This is a genomic window from Haloarcula quadrata (genome assembly GCF_003634715.1).
GTDB lineage: Archaea > Halobacteriota > Halobacteria > Halobacteriales > Haloarculaceae > Haloarcula > Haloarcula marismortui.
This window is the reverse complement of the sequence record NZ_RBWW01000001.1, coordinates 2,893,216-2,910,297: the sequence shown is the minus strand read 5'-3', so window position 1 is coordinate 2,910,297 and position 17,082 is coordinate 2,893,216. Positions and strand designations below refer to the sequence as shown.

Below are 17,082 nucleotides of genomic sequence, written 5' to 3'. Positions count from 1 at the left end.
AGCGTTACGAAGCAGGTGCGGACAGGCCTCGGCGGTTGGCGGGCTGTTACCGCGCGTAGAGGACCGCACCGACCAGCGCTGGGAGATGCACGGTGTCGCTCGGCGAGACTGCGAGGTACGGGCGCTCGACCGGACCGAACACGTCGACGACGGAGCCAACCGTCTGGAGCTCCTCGTCGACCACGGTGGTTCCCACTGACGCGTACTCGTCGTCAGGTGCCCGGACGACGGCCAGTCCCTGTGCGACCCGCGAGACAGTGCCGATGCGTTTCATTCACGGAGCGCCTGCATGTAGGCCGCTACGGCCCCGAGCAGGTCGCTTTTCGTCGCATCGTCTGCGTCCTTGACGACGACTCGCCCGCGGCCTTCGTACTCGCGTGGATACGTCTTGTCCCGTTCGATGACCGCGTCGTAACCGACCTGCTGGACGGCTTTGGCGATCTCGTCGACAGTCGGGTTCTCGACGGCTAGATCCAGTGACACACGACGCCCGTCGCTTCGCGAACGGTTGGCGTCGAGGGCCGCCGGCCAGATAACGTTCTCGACCATACCGGCAGTGGCCGCCCGTGGCATATATGGGTTATCGTCACCGTCGACAGTCGGGAACATGAAAATCAGATTAAGTATATGAAGAATCAAGCTTACATACCTCTGTAATCTATCCGTCGTATATGGTAAAGAAAGGGTTACTCGCTATCGCCGCTGTGGTGCTCCTCGTGGCCTTGGGGACGGGAGTTCTTGTTGGAGCACAGTTCGCAGGCGGGACAGCGGAGACAACGACACAGACAACCGATTCACAGAGCGGCGATGGCGGCGGTAATGACGATAGTTCAACGGCGACGGCGACAGCGGGCAATAGTACGACGCCGACACCAACGGCAGAAACAAACGGAACAGCGACCCCGCAGCAGGAGTCGATTCCGGCGCGTGAGTTCAACGAACAGAACGTCTCGGACTACGTCCGGCAGTTCCTTAACGAGGAACGCGAGGCCGCAGGTGTCCCGCCGTTCGAATCGGGACTTCGGACAGAAGAAGGCCTCAACGAGATGGCAAGAAGTCACAGTGAACAGATGGCCATCGAAGGGAAGGCAATTCACAAGATCGACGGCGTCTCCAGTAAGGACCGATACGAAGACACCGGCCTCTACGACCGGTGTACGTTCGAATCTGCAGAAGGCGAGTACATCGAGCAACCGGACCGAAACCGATTCGAAGCGGTTGAGAAGACAGTCGCCGGACAACCATATGAGGAGGGCGGCGAGGAGCGATTCCACGCCACCGACAAGGAAGTCGCCAGAAAAATTGTGGATGACTGGATGGCGTGGCCGGACTACCGCGAACGACTTACGCTCCGCAACGCCAATATCGTCGGCATCGGCGTGGAGATCACTGACACTGGCAACGTGTACGCGACTGCCAACATCTGCGGCTAACGGTAGCGGGCCGGCTCCAGCCGTCGTTCCATCAGCCAACTGCTTGCGAGCGTCGTCGTCTCTGCTATATTCTGTGGTATTTAGCGCTTAGCGCGCCGACTGTCTGGACAAGCGCTCGTCACTATCGGCCCCGATAGGTGACAGACCGGCTTTCAGTCTGTTCTGAGACTGTGCTGACTCGATGGAAACGCTGCTACGCCATGAGAGCGTGAATTAAGACATGGGGCGCAAGAGACCGACCGCTATTCCGTGCCTTAGAGCACGTCGTGTTGACTGGTCCGTGTGCGAAAGAAGCCGAGTCATGGGCGTTACAGCCCGGATGCCGCGGGGCGCGGCATCCGGGAAAGCCCGAATAGGTGAATCTCTGCTTCACGCACTGGCGTCCCGGGTGAACAGACAATGTACCTTGGAATTGATGTCCACAAACGGTACGCACAGGTGGCAGTAATGGATGAGGCTGGGGAGATCGTCGAAGAGGTTCGCGTCAAGAACGCGAACCTAGACGACCTCGCCCAGCGGTACGCTGGTGCCGAAGCCGCACTCGAAGCGACCAGCAATTACTACCACATCCACGATACGCTGTCCGAACATTTGGATGTGACTGTCGCTCACCCGAAGGAGCTGAATCAGATTGCTAACTCGGACAAGAAAACCGATCGCGTCGACGCAAAAGAACTCGCGCGGATGGTGCGGCTGAACTCGGTGCCAGAGAGTTATGTTCCGACCGACGAGATCAGGGAAGCCCGCGCACTCGTGCGCGGGCGACAGACCCTAGTCGAAAACCGGACAAAGTACGCCAACAAGATTCACGGACTTCTCTCCGATCACGGCATCACTGAGGACGTGAAGCCGTTGAACAAGGAGGGACGAGAGTTCCTCCGGGAACTCTCGCTCCCGACGCCGTGGGACGCGTTGCTGGAGTCGTATCTCGAACTGATAGAGACGCTCACCGAGGAGATACAGGAACTCGAAGAAACGATCGAGGAGCGCGCTGGGTCTCTGAAGGAGACCCAGCTGCTGATGACCATTCCCGGCGTGAGTTACTATACGGCGTTGACGATTTACGCCGAGTTAGGCAAGATCAGTCGGTTTGACGGTGATAAATCGGTTGTCAGCTACGTGGGATTGAACCCGGTAATCCGCGAGTCAGGAGACTCGCGGATCGAAGGGAGTATTTCGAAACGTGGATCGGGTCGTGTCCGGTGGTTGCTCGTCCAGGCTGCAAACACAGCAGTTCACACCTGTAACGATGAGTACCTGAGCCGCTTCTATGAGCGGTTAGCTAGCCGGAAGAACTCACAGAAGGCAATCGTCGCCTGCGCTCGGAAAATGCTGGTGTCGATCTACCACATGCTAGACCGGGGCGAAGTATACGACCCGCCTGATGTGAGTTCATAGAGGAGGGAACTGAGGGCCGCCGGGCGGGCGGCCCTCAGTGGCCGGTCGGGGCCAGCGTTAGCAACAGCTATCGCCAGACTGCGACCGCACCGCCTGAAGATATCGGCCGCCTGCCGGCTGGGAGAGCCGCAGACTACAGGACGGCGCAAATATTTTGTCGATAACGGTGGTTCGTCTAGGTAGCAGCGTTTCCATAGGTGAATTGCTGGCAAATGCAATGGTGTCGCACATACCATTCACAATCCTCCAGACTCTGCTGGCTGTGACGAGCCGTGATAGCTTCGGAGGGCAGCGTCGTAGCGTAGCTGACTCACAACACCTCGCTTGTACGCGTCGACTCAGAACCTTCCTGAACGGTCCTTATCGTCGAGCCTCTAGATCGAGAACTGAAGCTGTACTAGTTGGCTCATTGCAATACGATACGAACTGAATCGTCAGCCAGCGTGCAAAAAAGAACGTGTCAGCGTCCGCGCTACTCGCTGCTGCCTTCGGAGTCGCCGCCGCTTTTCTGCTCTGCCAGCCAGTCCTCGTACTCGTCCTGCGGGACGACCTCGACGGTCCCGAGCATCTGTGAGTGGCCAGAGCCACAGTACTCGGCACAGTAGAGCTGGTACGTGCCGGTGTTACCCGCGTTGGTTCGGAGGCGGTTGTACTGGCCGGGGAACGCATCGGATTTCAGTCCGAGTCCGGGCACGTGGAATGCGTGCAGCCAGTCCCTTGATGTCACGCGGAAGGCTACGTCTTGATTGGCCGGTATCTTCAGGTCCGTTCGAGTGGTTACTTTTGCCTGCCCGTCCCAACTCGATTCGTTGTAGTAGAACGTCCAGCCGTATCGCTGGGCTTCGACGGTAATGAGTTCAGTGTCCTGTTCCTGCAGGGCGGCCTGGTCACCGGCCTCGGCGGTGACGTACGGGCTCGCCATTACCTGGTAAGAGGCGACGCCGACAAACAGGAGAATAATCGCCGTCGCGATAGTCCAAGTCACTTCGAGTCGGCGGTTCTCCTGCGTGGGGAGTGCCTCTTCCTGATTACGGAACCGCCAGACGGTGTAGATCAGAATCCCTTCGACGAGGACCGTAATCGGGATAGCGACGTACAGGAGGTTCATGTTTAGCCCCCAGATGAGGCTATCCGTCGTCGAGTCCTGAATCTGTGCGGCGGCGGCCGGCTCGACGGCGAGCGCGAGCAGCGCAGCACCGAACAGAGCGACCAGGCCGGCGCGTTTCCGGGTCATGAATGCGGCTTAGGATTTCGGGGATAAATAACTGCTGTCTTCGCCACAGGCCCCCGATTTGCAGCGATAGGACAGCAGAACCGTTCCGGATAGAGACAGCGGAATCGCGGGGTCTAAGTGGCCTCCATCGAAGGTTACAACAATGGCAGAGAGCCGGACCTTCACCGGGCTGCTCGCCGCGACCGCTGTTGGCGTGTACTTGCTAGTCCTCGCCGGCGCGACAACAACGCTCACGGATGCGGCAGCAGCCTGTACTACCTGGCCGCTGTGTGACGGACCGGTCGACGTGACGAACACGGCCCTGCTGGTCGCCTGGGGGCATCGACTCGTCGCCGCCGCCGTTGGACTCCTCGTGGTGGCTATGGCCGTCGTCGGGCTCCGATCCGGCTGTCGCGGCCGTGTCAAAGCAGCTATCATTATTGGGGCTGTGCTGTATCCGGTCCAGATAGCGCTCGGCGCTATCGTTGCGACGAGTGCCGAGACAGCTCTTCCCGGCGCCCACCTCGCTCTGGGGATGGGCATCTTCGGCTCATTCGTGCTGGCCCTGGCGTGGCACCTCGAAGCTGAGACGGGGAGTGATGACGAAACCCCGGTAAAGAATCCGACGCCTGCACCGGAACCGGCCGGAGACGACACCCCCGACCGGACCCCAGCGCTTACGTTCCGCGAACGGCTCGTCGGGACCGCGTCAGCGTACTTCCGCCTGATGAAACCCCGGCTCATGTGGCTCCTGTGTCTAGTCGCCGCAGCCGGGATGGCACTCGCCGCCGGGCAGACGCTCACTGTCCGGACAGTGCTGCTTACCCTCGGGGGCGGCGTCCTCTCTATCGGCGCATCAGGGACGTTCAACCACGTCCTCGAACGTGATATCGACAAGCGGATGGACCGGACCTCGGACCGTCCCATCGCAACCCACCAGATTCCGGTCCGGAATGCGCTGGCCTTCGGCCTGCTGCTTTCGTTTGCGTCACTCTGGCTGTTCTGGCAGGTGAACGCACTCGTAGCGGTCCTCGGGCTGACTGCGATTGTGTTCTACAGCGTCATCTACACGCTCGTGTTGAAGCCCAACACCGTCCAGAACACTGTCCTCGGCGGGGCCGCTGGCGCACTACCGGCGCTTATTGGCTGGGTCGCCGCCGACGGGTCGGTCGGCCTCCCGGGCGTCGTCCTTGCCGTCATCATCTTCCTCTGGACGCCGGCACACTTCTATAATCTCGCGCTCGCGTACAAGGACGACTACGAGGCGGGCGGCTTCCCGATGATGCCGGTCGTCCGTGGTGAAACGGAGACGCGCAAGCACATCGTCTACTACCTCGGAGCGACACTCATCGCTTCGGGTGTTCTGGGCGTGCTCACGCCGCTTGGGTGGCTGTACGCCGTCACGTCGGTGTTGCTGGGTGCGGTGTTCCTCTGGGCTGTCGTCTTGCTCCACCGCGAACAGACCGAAGCGGCGGCGTTCCGGGCGTTCCACGCGTCGAACGCATACCTTGGAGCGGTCCTGATTGCCATCGTCGTCGACGCACTGGCACTATGAGCACCACGACAGCGACTCTCAGAGACGCGATACCAGACACGCGCTCGCTGGTAACCTGGGCAGCCGTATTGAACGCAGAGTTCATCCTTATTTTGGGCTACGTCGTCAACACGGCCCAGCCCGCAACGGACCCGTTTCTGCTGGTGTTCCCGTTCATCTGGCTCAACATCGCGGGTCTCGTTGCCCTGCGAGTGCGACCGGAACTGCCCAGCCGCCGTCGGACGATCGGCAGTGTGGTTATCGCTCTCGGCTATCTGCTTGTGTTGGGGTACGTCGGCGGCGTGTACGGCACGGGCGGTCAGGGAACTGGTCTCCGGCTAGTCACGCAGGCCCCGCCCGGGTTCTCGCCGACGGTCGTGTTCAGCGGCGCGACCCTGAGCGTAGTGCTCATCCCGTGGAAGGTCGCCGGCTATCTGGCGCTCTCGTATCTGGTGTTCGTGACTGCTGTCGATGCGAGTGGCGGCGCGGTGGGCGGCATTGTCGGTCTCTTTTCATGTGTCTCCTGTGTCCTCCCGATTCTTGCGTCGATACTGGGCGGGTTCGTGGGTGTCGGGGCAACGCTATCACAGGCGGCCCTGTCCCAGTCATACGGGCTCTCGACGGTGGTGTTTGTCACCTCGGTTGGACTGTTGTACGGCGTCCATCGGTTCGACGTGACGCTCGTCGGTCGGCTCCAAGCACTGGTCGACCGGCCATAGCGCTTTCAGGCTGACAGGCGTAAAGTCGAGTATGAGTCACGTCGAAATCGAATACTGTGTCCCATGTGGGTTTCGTGAGCGAGCAGTACACGTCCAGCAAGCGATTTTATCCGGTCTTGAGCGGGAACTTGACAGCGTCCGACTGGTCATGGGTGACCACGGCGTGTTCAGGGTTAGTGTGGACGACGAGACGGTCTACGACAAGGCCGAGGCCGCCGACGAGCTCAACGCAGACGCTATCGTGCGCGAGATCCGGTCGCACGTCAGGTAGCAGGCCGCAGTGCTACGGTTACCCGAACACTGTGGCGAAGCTACCCTCGGTTTGTGACGGCCTACCGCACAACAAACTATTTATTGTTCTGGTGTGACACTTTCGGCAAGTGGCGACGAAAACCGAGTTCTGTGACCACTGCGAAGACACCCAACCAGTCGTCACGGACAAGCCGTGGCTTCCGGCCGTCTGTCTGAGATGTGGCCGTAACGTGTAGCCGATAGTCGCGCGAGAACGGAACTGCTTTCGGCCACCCGACCGGACGAAGGCGCATGGACGAGGTACTGGTCGCGTCAGATGTCGGGCGGCGCTACGGCGATACGGTCGCACTTGACGGCGTTTCGCTGACGGCGACCACCGGAGAGGTGCTCGCGCTGGTCGGTCCCAACGGGGCTGGCAAGACGACGCTGGTGCGGGCGTTGACCGGAACGACAGATGCGACTGGCGAGGTAACCCTGTTCGGCCAATCGCCCAGAACGGTCGCTCGCGACCGAATCGGTCTCCTGCCCCAGTCGTTTGCGCCCCACGAGCGACTGACGGCACGGGAACTGCTCGAGTACTACGCCGGTCTGTACGACGACACTCGCGATGTTGAGGCTGTTCTCGACGATGTTGGGCTGGCCGACACTGCCAGCACAACGTACGAGAATCTCTCGGGTGGGCAGCAACGGCGGACCTGCGTCGCGACGGCGCTGATTAACGACCCGGACCTTCTCGTGCTGGACGAACCGACGACCGGTATTGACCCGGCTGGTCGGCGTGACCTCTGGCGATTGCTGGAGGGACTTGCTGACCGCGGCGTAACGATTCTGGTCACGACACACTATATGGAGGAAGCCCAGCGCCTCGCGGACCGCGTCGGCCTCCTCGCCGACGGGACGCTCATCGCACTCGACTCCCCGGACCAGCTCGTGGCCGAACACGGCGGCGACAGCCAGCTCATCGTGGATGGGTCCTTCGACGAAGCTGCCGTCTCAGCCATCGACTACCCGACGGAGACGGCGCTTCGGAACGGCCGGCTGGTCGTCTACGGCATCCGGCCGGAGTCTATCGGCAACATCACTGAGCAACTGGGGCAGGCCGGCATCGAGTACGACAGCCTGACCTGGAAACAGCCGGACCTGGAGGATGTGTACCTCGAACTCACCGGGACGGCTGTCGGCCAGCGCGGTGAACCACAACAGACAGAGCCGGTCGCGGGTGGTGCCCAATGAGCCGGCTGGGGCGACTCACAGCGGAGACGCGCGCGGCGTCGCTGGCCTTCCTCCGGCGACGGACGGCCGTCTTCTTCACCTTCTTCTTCCCGGTCATCATTGTCGTCATCTTCGGCGTGCTAGTCCAGACCCAGCCGGGCGGCGGCGGGCTGTTCACGGAGCCCCCGAGCTTCTACGCACCGGGCTATCTGGCCGTCGTCGTCTTGTTTACGCCGCTCTCCCGTGTCGGAAGCGAGGTGGCGCGACACCGGGACGGAAACCGCTTTGAGAAACTGGCGACGACACCGCTGACCCGGACTGAGTGGCTACTGGCGCAGACGCTCGTCAACGTCGTCATCATCGGCATCGCCGGTCTCCTGATCCTGGGTCTGATGGTGTGGCTCACCGGCGCGACAATCCGCCCGTCAGGGCTGTTGCTCCCCTTTGTCGGCCTCGGCGTCGCGCTGTTCTGTGCTGTCGGGGCGATGCTAGGCAGTCTCGCGGACTCACAGGACGGCGTCATCGCGGCGAGCAACGGCCTCGCACTCCCGCTGCTCTTTCTCTCGGAGACGTTCGTCCCACAGACCCTCCTGCCCGCGTGGCTCCCGACTTGGCTCTCGCCGCTGACGTACTTCTCGCGTGGCGTCCGTGCGGCGACAACCGGAACCGGTGAAGCACTCGCCCCACTCGCCGTTCTCACAGTCTGTGCCGTCGTCGGCTTTGCCGTCGGCGCGCGGCTCCTCCCGCGGACGGACTGAGCACCGACGGGGCCTTTTACAAGCGTGCGACCGACGACAGCAGACTGGACAGCTCCGCTTCAGTCGCGTTCCCCGATTCGATAGCGTCTTGCGGGTCACGGCCCATCTCTTGGACAGTTTCGATGGCGCGGTCGGGGCCGTAGTCGTAATGATACACCAGCCACGCGGCGAGTACCTGTCCGGTGCGGCCGATGCCGGCCAGGCAATGAACGACGACCCGCTCTTCTGTCTCACAGGCGTCAACCAGGAACGGCAGAATATCGTCGTGGAGGCGGTCTTGGGGGATGAGTTGGTGGTCGGGAACCGGTACGTGGCGGACTGATGACGCTCCGAAGGCCTCCCGATAGCGCTGGATGTTGGCCCCAGCGTCGTCGAGCTGTTGTCCGGGAAGCAGACAGCAGACCCGCTCGATGTCGTGTGCCTGCATATGTGCGATCCAATCGTCGAGAGCGTCCTGATGCGTGGCGGCCGAATGCCAGCCCGGCGCACAGGACCCGTAGACGTACTCTTCGTTGGAGGCTGCAGGCGCGAAGCGGTGTGGATTCACGATGGGCATAGCACCCGTTACCCTGCCTATCCTACCGATACCCTTCACTCTACCCACCCAGTTCTCAACTGTGATTCTCTGAATAGAACACTGTCTCCGCCAGACTGCTTTCCAGCTCCGACCAGTTTCAGTGGCCACGTTTATACTGTCAGTTCCCCCTACGTCGAGACATGGTGACGTTTCTTGCCGGCGGGACGGGAACGCCGAAGCTCCTCGCAGGTGCCGACGACGTGTTTTCGCCGGCGGCGACGACTGTCGTCGCCAACACCGGTGACGATATCGAGCTGGGGGGCCACCTCGTGTGTCCGGACCTCGATACTGTCCTGTTTCTGGACGGAGAGGTCCTTGACCGGGAGACGTGGTGGGGTATCGCCGACGACACCGCCGAGACACACACGGAACTGACACGGCTTGCCGATGCCGCCGGGCTTGACGGCGGACCACGATACCTTCCCGACGATGCGCAGACTGCGGGGCGAGACATCGCACGTTGGCGGCGTTTCTCCGGTGTCGCGGAGTTCATGCACATCGGCGACCGGGACCGCGCAGTTCACGTCACGCGCACCTCGCTGCTTGACGAGGGCCGATCACTGACAGCCGTGACGCGGACGCTCGCCGATGCATTCGGGCTGGAACGAACGCTGTTACCGATGAGCGATGACCCCGTCGCTTCAATTATCCACACGCCGAGCGGTCCGATGCACTTTCAGGAGTGGTGGGTCGGTCGGAACGGGGAGCCACCGGTCGAAGATGTTGAGTTCAGGGGCGCAGAACGGGCCAGCGCGACGGACGCCGTCCTGACCGCACTCGACGATACTGTTGTCATCGGTCCGTCGAATCCTGTGACTTCGCTCGGGCCGATGCTTGCCATCGACGACATCCAACGGGCACTACACGAGACAACGGTCGTCGCCGTCTCGCCGTTCATTGAGGACACGGTGTTCTCGGGGCCGGCGGCGGACCTAATGGCCGGTGTGGGGCTGGAGCCAAGCACTGCCGGCGTGGCTGAGGCCTACCCCTTCGCTGATTCGTTCGTGCTGGACGAGGCGGATTCGACGCCGCTTGACGTGCCGGTTGTCCGAACCGACACGACCCTCAACGATGCGGCTGACGCTGAACGGGTGAACCGTGCCGTCGAAACAGCCCTCTCGGAGGTGGCCTGATGTTCGAACCGCGCGTCGCCCTCGCAAGTCTCAGCGGTGAGGCTGACGCCTCGTGGGCCCGTGCGGTCGAGTCTCACGTCGGGTGTGCGTTCCTCGGCGGTATTGCGCTCGACGACCGGACCCGCGAGGCCGCCCGAGCGATGACGGACCGCGACCGCTCCGAGTTCCTGCCCGACGACCCGGTCGCGTTCGTTGACGACCAGTTGGCTGCGCTTGCGGACGCACCGCTATGCCCGGCGTTCAACGTCCGGAGCGCGACGCTTGGCCCTGTCGAGCGTGCCGCCGCCGTCTGTCAGCGCCACGACGCTATCATCGAAATCAACGCTCACTGTCGGCAGGACGAGATGTGCGCTGCGGGTGCCGGGGAGTCGCTGCTTCGGGAGCCGGACCGACTGGCGGCGTTCGTGGAAGCAGCAGCGTCGACAGGGGCGACTGTTTCGGTGAAGGGGCGTGCTGAACTCGACGGCGTCTCGCTCCCGGCCGTTGCACAGGCCATCGAAGACGCCGGTGGTGATGTATTCCACGTCGACGCGATGGACTCGGAGTCAGTCATCGCCGACGTGGCCGACGCCACCGACCTGTTCGTCGTGGCGAACAACGGCGTTCGCGGGACGGCGACCACACGGGAGTATCTCTCGTATGGCGCTGACGCCGTCAGCGTCGGTCGTGCAAGCGACAAGCCGGAAACACTCGATACGGTCCGGGAAGCGACAATAGAGTGGTTCGCCTCGGAGGTGTCACCGTGAGCGAGCGGTCGGTTGCACAGAACGCGCAGTTGGCGTTGCTGCTGGAAGTCACTGGGACGCCGAAACCCGGCAACGTCGACCGCAAACGGGAGTACGACGACCTCCGGTTCGAGCACTTCATGGCCGGCGCTGTGGGCGCACGGAGGGGGCTTGACCGCGCGGCCGCGGGCGACCCTCTCGGTCCTGCGTTCGAGACCGCCGTCGAGGGGATGGCCGGCCAATCCGGTGGGAACACCCAGTTCGGGGCGCTGTTGGTGCTCACACCGCTGGCGGCCGCGGCGAGTGATGGCCGACTGTCGCCTTCCGGTGTCGATGCCGTGGTTCGTGGAACGACGGTCGAAGACGCCGCGGCGTTCTACCGCGCCTTCGAGCACGTCGATGTGGCTGTCGACGACCCGCCAGACGGGCTGGAACCGCTCGACGTTCGCCGTGGAAGCGATGCGGTTCCGGAACTCCGGGCGCGCGAGACGACGCTGTTCGACGTGATGGAGTCCAGCGCCGATATCGACGGCGTAGCTGCGGAGTGGGTCTCCGGCTTCGAACGCGTGTTCAAGGCCAGCGAGTGGTTACTGGATGGGTCTGGCCCGGTCGCTGACCGCGCGTCCGAGGTCTTCCTCGAACTCCTTGCGGCGGAGCCGGACACCTTTGTCGCCACGCGACAGGACCGCGAAACCGCTGTGGACGTTCAAGAGCGGGCACAGGCCGTTCTCGACGGTGCGGAAACCGCAACCGATCTCGCTGAGGAGTTCGTCAGGCGCGATATCAATCCCGGAACGACTGCCGACCTCGTTTCGGGGTCGCTGTTCGTCGCGCTCGAACGGGGGCTCGAAGTATGACCGGTGGCCCTTCGGCAGACAATGGTCCGGAATCCGGTGATTCCGAGACACAGTGGCCTGTCACGCTCGCTGGCGTCTCCGAGACAGTCGTCACCACGCTGGGGCCGAACGAGCGCTGGAACGTCGCTGCACTTGGTGTCCATGCACCGGATGGTGATGGACCGGCCACGGCGACAACGTGGGGCCGGACCCGGACCTGGCGGAACTTTCGGGAGCGTGGTAGCGGCTACGTCCAGTTCACGCGCGACCCGGTTGACTTCGCCGAGGCGGCGCTGTCGGTCCGCGAGGAAGACGACCCTGTTATCGACAGCGCGGACGCTTGGGTAACGGTCGATGTCGAACGGCGTGACTCCGGGAATGAGGGGGACACGCAGTGGGTCGAGTGGGCGCTCAACCCCGTCGACAGCACCGTCGAGCGCCGGGTCGTTCCGACGACGAACCGTGGCCACGCCGCCGTCGTCGAAGCGACTGTCGCAGCCTCGCGGCTGGATGTGCCGAGCTACGACCGTGAAACGCTGCTGGACCGTCTCGCGTACTTCGAGTCAGTGGTTGAAACGGCTGGCGGTGAGCGCGAGCGGGCGGCCTTCGAGCGAGTGTGTGACCTGGTCGACGCCGACTGGTAGGGTACTCAGCACAGAATCTGGGGCAAGCAGGCGACACACGACGGCCCGAGACAGGCTGTGTCGCACTCCTGCGGGACCTGCCACGGCGGCGATCAGCGCATAGCTTTGGGTCGTCCCGCCCCTACTGATAAACATTCGCGTGCGTGGTCCGTTCCGAACCCTTTTTGAGTGCGACCAAGCAAGTAGCGCGCATGGCAATCAAACCCGCCTACGTCAAGAAGACCGGGACGCTCCTCATGGAGCGATACCCTGACGCCTTCGGTGCAGACTTCGAACACAACAAAGACGTCGTCGAGGAACTGACCAACATCGAATCCAAGGGTGTCCGGAACCGCATCGCCGGCTACGTCACCCGGAAGATGAACAACCCGGTCGAAGCGTAACTCGGTTCTTTCTCTCTGTCTCCCGCGACACGTGAGCCACCGCTCTCTTCAGTCACAGCCCGCTACTGTTCGGGCTGGGCACGCTGGCTGTCGCTCTGGCGCTTCCGGTGGATGATGCCCTGCATGTTGGCGGTGCGGGCGGCGATGTCGCGGAACGATTCGCCAACGTCGCTGTCCTCGTCGAGCACGAGCGGTTCACCAGTGGCACCGCCTTCTCTGACTTCGGGGTCGAGCGGAATCTCGCCGAGGAACGGCATCTCCGTCTCGTCGGCGAACTCGCGGCCGCCGCCGCTGCCGAAGATGTCGTGTGTGCCGCCACAGTCCGGACAGACGAACGACGACATGTTCTCGACGATGCCCAGCACCGGCGTCTCGTGGCGACCGAACATCCGGAGCCCCTTTCGGGCATCGTCAAGAGCGACTTCCTCCGGCGTGGTGACGATGACGGCCCCGGAGACGGGCACCTGCTGGAGCATCGTCAACTGCGTGTCGCCGGTCCCCGGCGGCAGGTCCACGACCATGTAGTCGAGTTCGCCCCAGAGCACATCATCCCACAGTTGCGTGAGGACGTTGTCGACCATCGGGCCGCGGAAGATAACTGGGTCGTCCTTGCCGACGAGGAAATCCATGCTCATCAGCCGCATTCCGTGTTTCTCGACAGGAATTATCTCTTCGTCTTCTGTCGCCTGTGGCTGCTCGTCAGCGTCGAGCATCCGCGGAACGTTCGGCCCGTACACGTCAGCATCGAACAGGCCGACGCGAGCACCGAGCCGTGAGAGGCCGGCGGCGAGGTTCACCGCAACGGTTGACTTGCCGACCCCGCCTTTCCCCGAAGCGACTGCGATGACGTTCTTGACTTTCGGCAGTGGGTCTTCCGCTTCCGGGACGCCGCGGTCGACGCTCGCCGAGAGGTCGATCTCGCGGTCAAGGTCGCCTAGCGCCTCGCGGACCTCGTTCGCGATACCCGTCTCCGTTGGCGAGTACGGCGCACCGAGCGCCAGGTCGATGCTGACCTCGTCGTCGGTCACGTCAATGCTGTTGATAAGCCCGAGCGAGACAATGTCGTCTCCAAGGTCCGGGTCCTCGACCGTTCGCAGGCGCTCGCGTACGTCGTCTGTATTCATGCACACGAGTAGGTCCCGGAGATGCGATAAGGATTGTGACACTGCCGAACACGGCAGCAATCGATCGGACGACGCAGCGATGCGCCGGCATCGTTCGACGTAGCGATGTGTCGGCCTTATGTCGTTCAGACTAATCAGCATCTTCGCGTACGCAGGCGAACGAGATGGAGAAAGCAAGATTGAGTAGCCGTGTCGGACTCAGGGTCGTCGGAACACGTAGACGCTCTCACCGTCCAGTTCGGCGCGTAGCTCGCCGTCCTCATGATCGAACACGAGTCGCTCTGGCGTCCCAGCAAACGAGTGGAGTGGCATGCCGGTGTCTATCGCGCCATCAGGAGCTACCGCAACGTGTGTTCGGCCACTGAATTCAGCCCGGAGTGCCCCGTCTTCTGCCTCGGTAACAGCAGAAGGTCCCGCGAACCGTTCCAGATGGTCACGGACCGCCGTTCGGTTGGTCGGGTCGACGCTGCTCCCGCCGTCGGTGATGTGCCGACGCATGTGTTGATGTGTGTTCCCAGTGATGAATGTATTGTGCTGGCCTAATCAATGACCCTGTGGCTTGCCACTTCATGTCTCAGTGGGTATGCCTTGCAGTCACGCGGCCGGCCCCCTTCGTTGCGTTTAAATACAACCCCGGAATAGAATCGGATAGACTCGTGTAGGGGGACCCGCCCCCGAGTCCGCGTGCTGCGGGCGCGAGTGTCATAGAACGCGTGTCGTGGTAGCCAAGCCTGGCCCAAGGCGCAGGGTTGCTAACTCTGTGGCGTACAGCCTCCGGGGTTCGAATCCCCGCCACGACGCTCACCCATCAGTACCTACATATGAGTGCAGAAGACCCCAACGCGGGCGAGGACGCGGATGCCGAAGAGGAGGAGGACATCCGCTATTTCGTCCGTATCGGACAGACAGACCTCGACGGGACGAAATCCGTCGAGCGAGCACTGACAGAACTGAACGGTATCGGCCACCGGGCCGCCCGAATTATCGCCCAGAAGGCGGACGTCGACCGGCGCGCTGTCTTCGGCAAGCTCGACGACGACGTCATCGAGCGCGTCGTCGAGCGCGTCGAGAACTTCGCCGACGATGTGCCCGAGTGGATGACCAACCACCAGAAGGACTACTTCACTGGTGAGACCACCCACGAGACCGGCAACGACCTCCAGCTTACCCGCCGGCAGGACATCAACCGCATGAAGATGATCGATTCCTACCGCGGTGTCCGCCACAAGCGCGGCCAGAAGGTCCGTGGACAGCGTACCAAGTCCACCGGCCGGACGGAGGGGACCATCGGCGTCAACGTCGAGGCGATCAAGGAAGAGCAGGCTGAAGATGCCGCCGCGGAGGATGACGAATAATGGCGCTTGGTTCAAACACGAAGTTCTACGAGACGCCGAATCATCCCTTCCAGGGCGAACGCATCGCCGACGAGGCCAACCTCATCGGCCGCTACGGCCTGAAGAACAAAGAAGAGCTCTGGCGCGCACAGTCCGAGCTTCGTGGCTACCGCCGTGAGGCACGGAAGCTGCTGGGCAGCGCCGGCGAGCACGAGACCGAGTCCGAGGAGTTCCTCGCTCGACTCAAGCGCTACGGCATCCTCAACGAGCAGGACCAGCTCGACGACGTGCTGTCGCTTGACGTGACCGACGTGCTGGAACGCCGCCTGCAGACGGTCGTTTACCGCAAGGGCTACGCAAACACGCCCGAGCAGGCCCGCCAGTTCATCGTCCACGGACACATCGTGCTGGACGACGCTCGCGTCACCCGACCCGGCATGACGGTGGAAACCGCCGTCGAGAGCTCGGTCGGCTTCGATGAGCACAGCTCGCTGTCGGACGAACTCCATCCTGAGCGCGCGGAGGCCCAAGAATGAGCGAAGAAACCGAAGACATCTGGGGCATCGCCCACGTGCACGCATCGTTCAACAACACGATCATCACCATCACCGACCAGACCGGCGCGGAAACGCTCGCAAAGAGCTCCGGCGGGACGGTTGTCAAGCAGAACCGCGACGAAGCGTCGCCGTACGCGGCGATGCAGATGGCCGAGGTCGTTGCCGAAAAGGCCCTCGACCGTGGCGTCGAAGGCGTCGATGTTCGGGTCCGTGGTCCCGGCGGCAACCTCCAGACCTCGCCCGGTCCGGGTGCGCAGGCGACGATTCGCGCACTCGCCCGAGCGGGTCTGGAGATCGGTCGCATCGAGGACGTCACGCCGACCCCGCACGACGGCACTCGTGCACCCAAGAACTCCGGATTCTAACCAATGACACAGGACTACGAGGTTGAGTTCGTCGAACGCGGCGAGCGCGAGGCGCGGATCCTCGTGCGCGGCATCACGCCGGCCTTCGCCAACGGCATCCGGCGAGCGATGGTCGCGGACGTACCGACGTTCAGTATCGACACCGTCCGCGTCATCGAGAACACCAGCGTGATGTTCAACGAGCAGATCAGTCTCCGACTGGGACTGGTCCCGCTGACGACCGACCTCGACGACTTCGAGATCGGCGATGAGGTGACGCTGTCGCTGTCCGTCGACGGGCCGAGCACGGCCTACTCCAGCGACCTCGTCTCCTCGGACCCGATGGTCGAGGCCGCCGACGACAACATCCCGATCATCGACCTCAAGGAAGGCCAACGTCTCGAAGTCGAGGCAGACGCCGTCCTCGATACTGGTCGAGAGCACGCCAAACATCAGGGTGGCGTGGCCGTCGGCTACCGACACCTCCAGCAGGTGGAGGTCGTTGGCGACCTCGGCGAGTTCGAGGACGACGACCCGAACATCCTGCGTGGCGTCATCGAAGAGCAGGCGGCCGAACACGCCGCCGGCGACGCCACCAACGGCGAACTCGTCGCGACAGACGAGTTCGACAACGACCTTCGGAACCGCTACCCCGGCAAGGACGTCGAGGTATCGGACGTGCCGAACGCGTTCGTGTTCCACGTCGAGACGGACGGGTCGTTCACCACCGAGGAACTGGTCCTGCGCGCGGTCGAGACGCTGCGTGACCGCGCGACCGAACTGAAAGACGCAGTCCAGCTGTAACGATACAATGCCCCGACATACCCCACCACTACCGATGACCGCCCGCTCCCCGAGCGCGAGGACCGAAAGGGGTTTTACGGGGCACGCAAAACGAACAATCGC

General features: G+C 62.8%; 22 protein-coding genes and 1 tRNA gene. 17 read left to right on the top strand and 6 right to left on the bottom strand.

The window, feature by feature from the left end; genetic code table 11:
- Positions 1–46 precede the first annotated feature (46 nt).
- Positions 47–274 carry an H/ACA ribonucleoprotein complex subunit GAR1 gene (locus BDK61_RS15025; protein ID WP_004963396.1) on the bottom strand — a complete coding sequence of 76 codons (228 nt, stop codon included), beginning with the start codon at positions 272–274 and terminating at the stop codon, positions 47–49.
- Positions 271–549 carry a signal recognition particle subunit SRP19 gene (srp19, locus tag BDK61_RS15020; protein ID WP_004963393.1) on the bottom strand — a complete coding sequence of 93 codons (279 nt, stop codon included), beginning with the start codon at positions 547–549 and terminating at the stop codon, positions 271–273. Before srp19 ends, BDK61_RS15025 begins: the two co-directional genes overlap by 4 nt.
- Before the next feature lie 122 nt (positions 550–671).
- Here srp19 and BDK61_RS15015 point away from each other — a divergent pair, with 122 nt between their 5' ends.
- Positions 672–1,433: a CAP domain-containing protein gene (locus BDK61_RS15015; RefSeq protein WP_121303629.1), complete on the top strand. Its 762-nt coding sequence runs from the start codon at positions 672–674 to the stop codon at positions 1,431–1,433.
- A gap of 399 nt (positions 1,434–1,832) precedes the next feature.
- On the top strand, positions 1,833–2,831 hold the full coding sequence (locus tag BDK61_RS15010; RefSeq protein WP_121303628.1) for an IS110 family RNA-guided transposase: 999 nt from the start codon (positions 1,833–1,835) through the stop codon (positions 2,829–2,831).
- Between the two features lie 472 nt (positions 2,832–3,303).
- Here the strand turns inward: BDK61_RS15010 and coxB are convergent, their stop codons facing one another.
- On the bottom strand, positions 3,304–4,065 hold the full coding sequence (gene coxB / locus BDK61_RS15005; RefSeq protein WP_121303627.1) for a cytochrome c oxidase subunit II: 762 nt from the start codon (positions 4,063–4,065) through the stop codon (positions 3,304–3,306).
- 142 nt (positions 4,066–4,207) lie between these two features.
- Between coxB and BDK61_RS15000 the strand changes: the two genes are divergently transcribed.
- The 5 genes from BDK61_RS15000 (at position 4,208) to BDK61_RS14980 (ending at position 8,519) form a co-directional block, all read left to right on the top strand.
- Entirely contained in the window at positions 4,208–5,599 is a 1,392-nt protein-coding gene (locus BDK61_RS15000; protein ID WP_121303626.1) for a heme o synthase, read from the top strand.
- A complete protein-coding gene (locus BDK61_RS14995; RefSeq protein ID WP_007188232.1) occupies positions 5,596–6,297 on the top strand; it encodes a DUF7546 family protein in 702 nt (233 codons plus the stop codon). The genes BDK61_RS15000 and BDK61_RS14995 overlap by 4 nt, the downstream gene beginning before the upstream one ends.
- Before the next feature lie 31 nt (positions 6,298–6,328).
- Positions 6,329–6,568, top strand: a complete 240-nt coding sequence (locus BDK61_RS14990; RefSeq protein ID WP_011222795.1) for an Rdx family protein — start codon at positions 6,329–6,331, stop codon at positions 6,566–6,568.
- Positions 6,569–6,840: 272 nt separating this feature from the next.
- Positions 6,841–7,782: an ABC transporter ATP-binding protein gene (locus BDK61_RS14985; RefSeq protein ID WP_121303625.1), complete on the top strand. Its 942-nt coding sequence runs from the start codon at positions 6,841–6,843 to the stop codon at positions 7,780–7,782.
- Positions 7,779–8,519 (top strand): ABC transporter permease, encoded by a 741-nt coding sequence (locus tag BDK61_RS14980; RefSeq protein WP_121303624.1) that lies wholly within the window; start codon positions 7,779–7,781, stop codon positions 8,517–8,519. Before BDK61_RS14985 ends, BDK61_RS14980 begins: the two co-directional genes overlap by 4 nt.
- A gap of 16 nt (positions 8,520–8,535) precedes the next feature.
- Here BDK61_RS14980 and BDK61_RS14975 read toward each other — a convergent pair whose 3' ends face one another.
- Positions 8,536–9,075: a protein-tyrosine phosphatase family protein gene (locus BDK61_RS14975; RefSeq protein WP_023843156.1), complete on the bottom strand. Its 540-nt coding sequence runs from the start codon at positions 9,073–9,075 to the stop codon at positions 8,536–8,538.
- Positions 9,076–9,236: 161 nt separating this feature from the next.
- On the opposite strand from BDK61_RS14975, the gene cofD reads away from it, so the two are divergent.
- From cofD to BDK61_RS14950, 5 genes are all read left to right on the top strand, one after another.
- On the top strand, positions 9,237–10,229 hold the full coding sequence (cofD, locus tag BDK61_RS14970) for a 2-phospho-L-lactate transferase (protein ID WP_121303623.1): 993 nt from the start codon (positions 9,237–9,239) through the stop codon (positions 10,227–10,229).
- Positions 10,229–10,975 (top strand): tRNA-dihydrouridine synthase, encoded by a 747-nt coding sequence (locus BDK61_RS14965; RefSeq protein ID WP_121303622.1) that lies wholly within the window; start codon positions 10,229–10,231, stop codon positions 10,973–10,975. Before cofD ends, BDK61_RS14965 begins: the two co-directional genes overlap by 1 nt.
- Entirely contained in the window at positions 10,948–11,811 is an 864-nt protein-coding gene (locus tag BDK61_RS14960) for a triphosphoribosyl-dephospho-CoA synthase (protein ID WP_049944567.1), read from the top strand. Before BDK61_RS14965 ends, BDK61_RS14960 begins: the two co-directional genes overlap by 28 nt.
- Positions 11,808–12,434: a DUF447 domain-containing protein gene (locus tag BDK61_RS14955; RefSeq protein WP_004963356.1), complete on the top strand. Its 627-nt coding sequence runs from the start codon at positions 11,808–11,810 to the stop codon at positions 12,432–12,434. The genes BDK61_RS14960 and BDK61_RS14955 overlap by 4 nt, the downstream gene beginning before the upstream one ends.
- A 191-nt stretch (positions 12,435–12,625) precedes the next feature.
- On the top strand, positions 12,626–12,817 hold the full coding sequence (locus BDK61_RS14950; protein WP_004516807.1) for a 30S ribosomal protein S17e: 192 nt from the start codon (positions 12,626–12,628) through the stop codon (positions 12,815–12,817).
- 62 nt (positions 12,818–12,879) lie between these two features.
- Here the strand turns inward: BDK61_RS14950 and BDK61_RS14945 are convergent, their stop codons facing one another.
- Together BDK61_RS14945 and BDK61_RS14940 are read right to left on the bottom strand one after the other, a co-directional pair.
- On the bottom strand, positions 12,880–13,941 hold the full coding sequence (locus BDK61_RS14945) for an Mrp/NBP35 family ATP-binding protein (protein ID WP_121303621.1): 1,062 nt from the start codon (positions 13,939–13,941) through the stop codon (positions 12,880–12,882).
- A 198-nt stretch (positions 13,942–14,139) separates the two neighbouring features.
- A complete protein-coding gene (locus BDK61_RS14940; RefSeq protein WP_004963351.1) occupies positions 14,140–14,439 on the bottom strand; it encodes a hypothetical protein in 300 nt (99 codons plus the stop codon).
- Between the two features lie 217 nt (positions 14,440–14,656).
- On the opposite strand from BDK61_RS14940, the gene BDK61_RS14935 reads away from it, so the two are divergent.
- The 5 genes from BDK61_RS14935 (at position 14,657) to BDK61_RS14915 (ending at position 16,980) form a co-directional block, all read left to right on the top strand.
- Positions 14,657–14,741, top strand: a tRNA-Ser gene (locus tag BDK61_RS14935).
- A gap of 21 nt (positions 14,742–14,762) precedes the next feature.
- Complete coding sequence (locus tag BDK61_RS14930) at positions 14,763–15,296, top strand: 30S ribosomal protein S13 (protein ID WP_004963348.1); 534 nt, start codon at positions 14,763–14,765, stop codon at positions 15,294–15,296.
- Complete coding sequence (locus BDK61_RS14925) at positions 15,296–15,811, top strand: 30S ribosomal protein S4 (RefSeq protein WP_004593562.1); 516 nt, start codon at positions 15,296–15,298, stop codon at positions 15,809–15,811. The genes BDK61_RS14930 and BDK61_RS14925 overlap by 1 nt, the downstream gene beginning before the upstream one ends.
- Positions 15,808–16,197 carry a 30S ribosomal protein S11 gene (locus BDK61_RS14920; protein ID WP_004516802.1) on the top strand — a complete coding sequence of 130 codons (390 nt, stop codon included), beginning with the start codon at positions 15,808–15,810 and terminating at the stop codon, positions 16,195–16,197. Before BDK61_RS14925 ends, BDK61_RS14920 begins: the two co-directional genes overlap by 4 nt.
- Before the next feature lie 3 nt (positions 16,198–16,200).
- Positions 16,201–16,980 (top strand): DNA-directed RNA polymerase subunit D, encoded by a 780-nt coding sequence (locus BDK61_RS14915; RefSeq protein WP_121303620.1) that lies wholly within the window; start codon positions 16,201–16,203, stop codon positions 16,978–16,980.
- Positions 16,981–17,082: the final 102 nt, after the last annotated feature.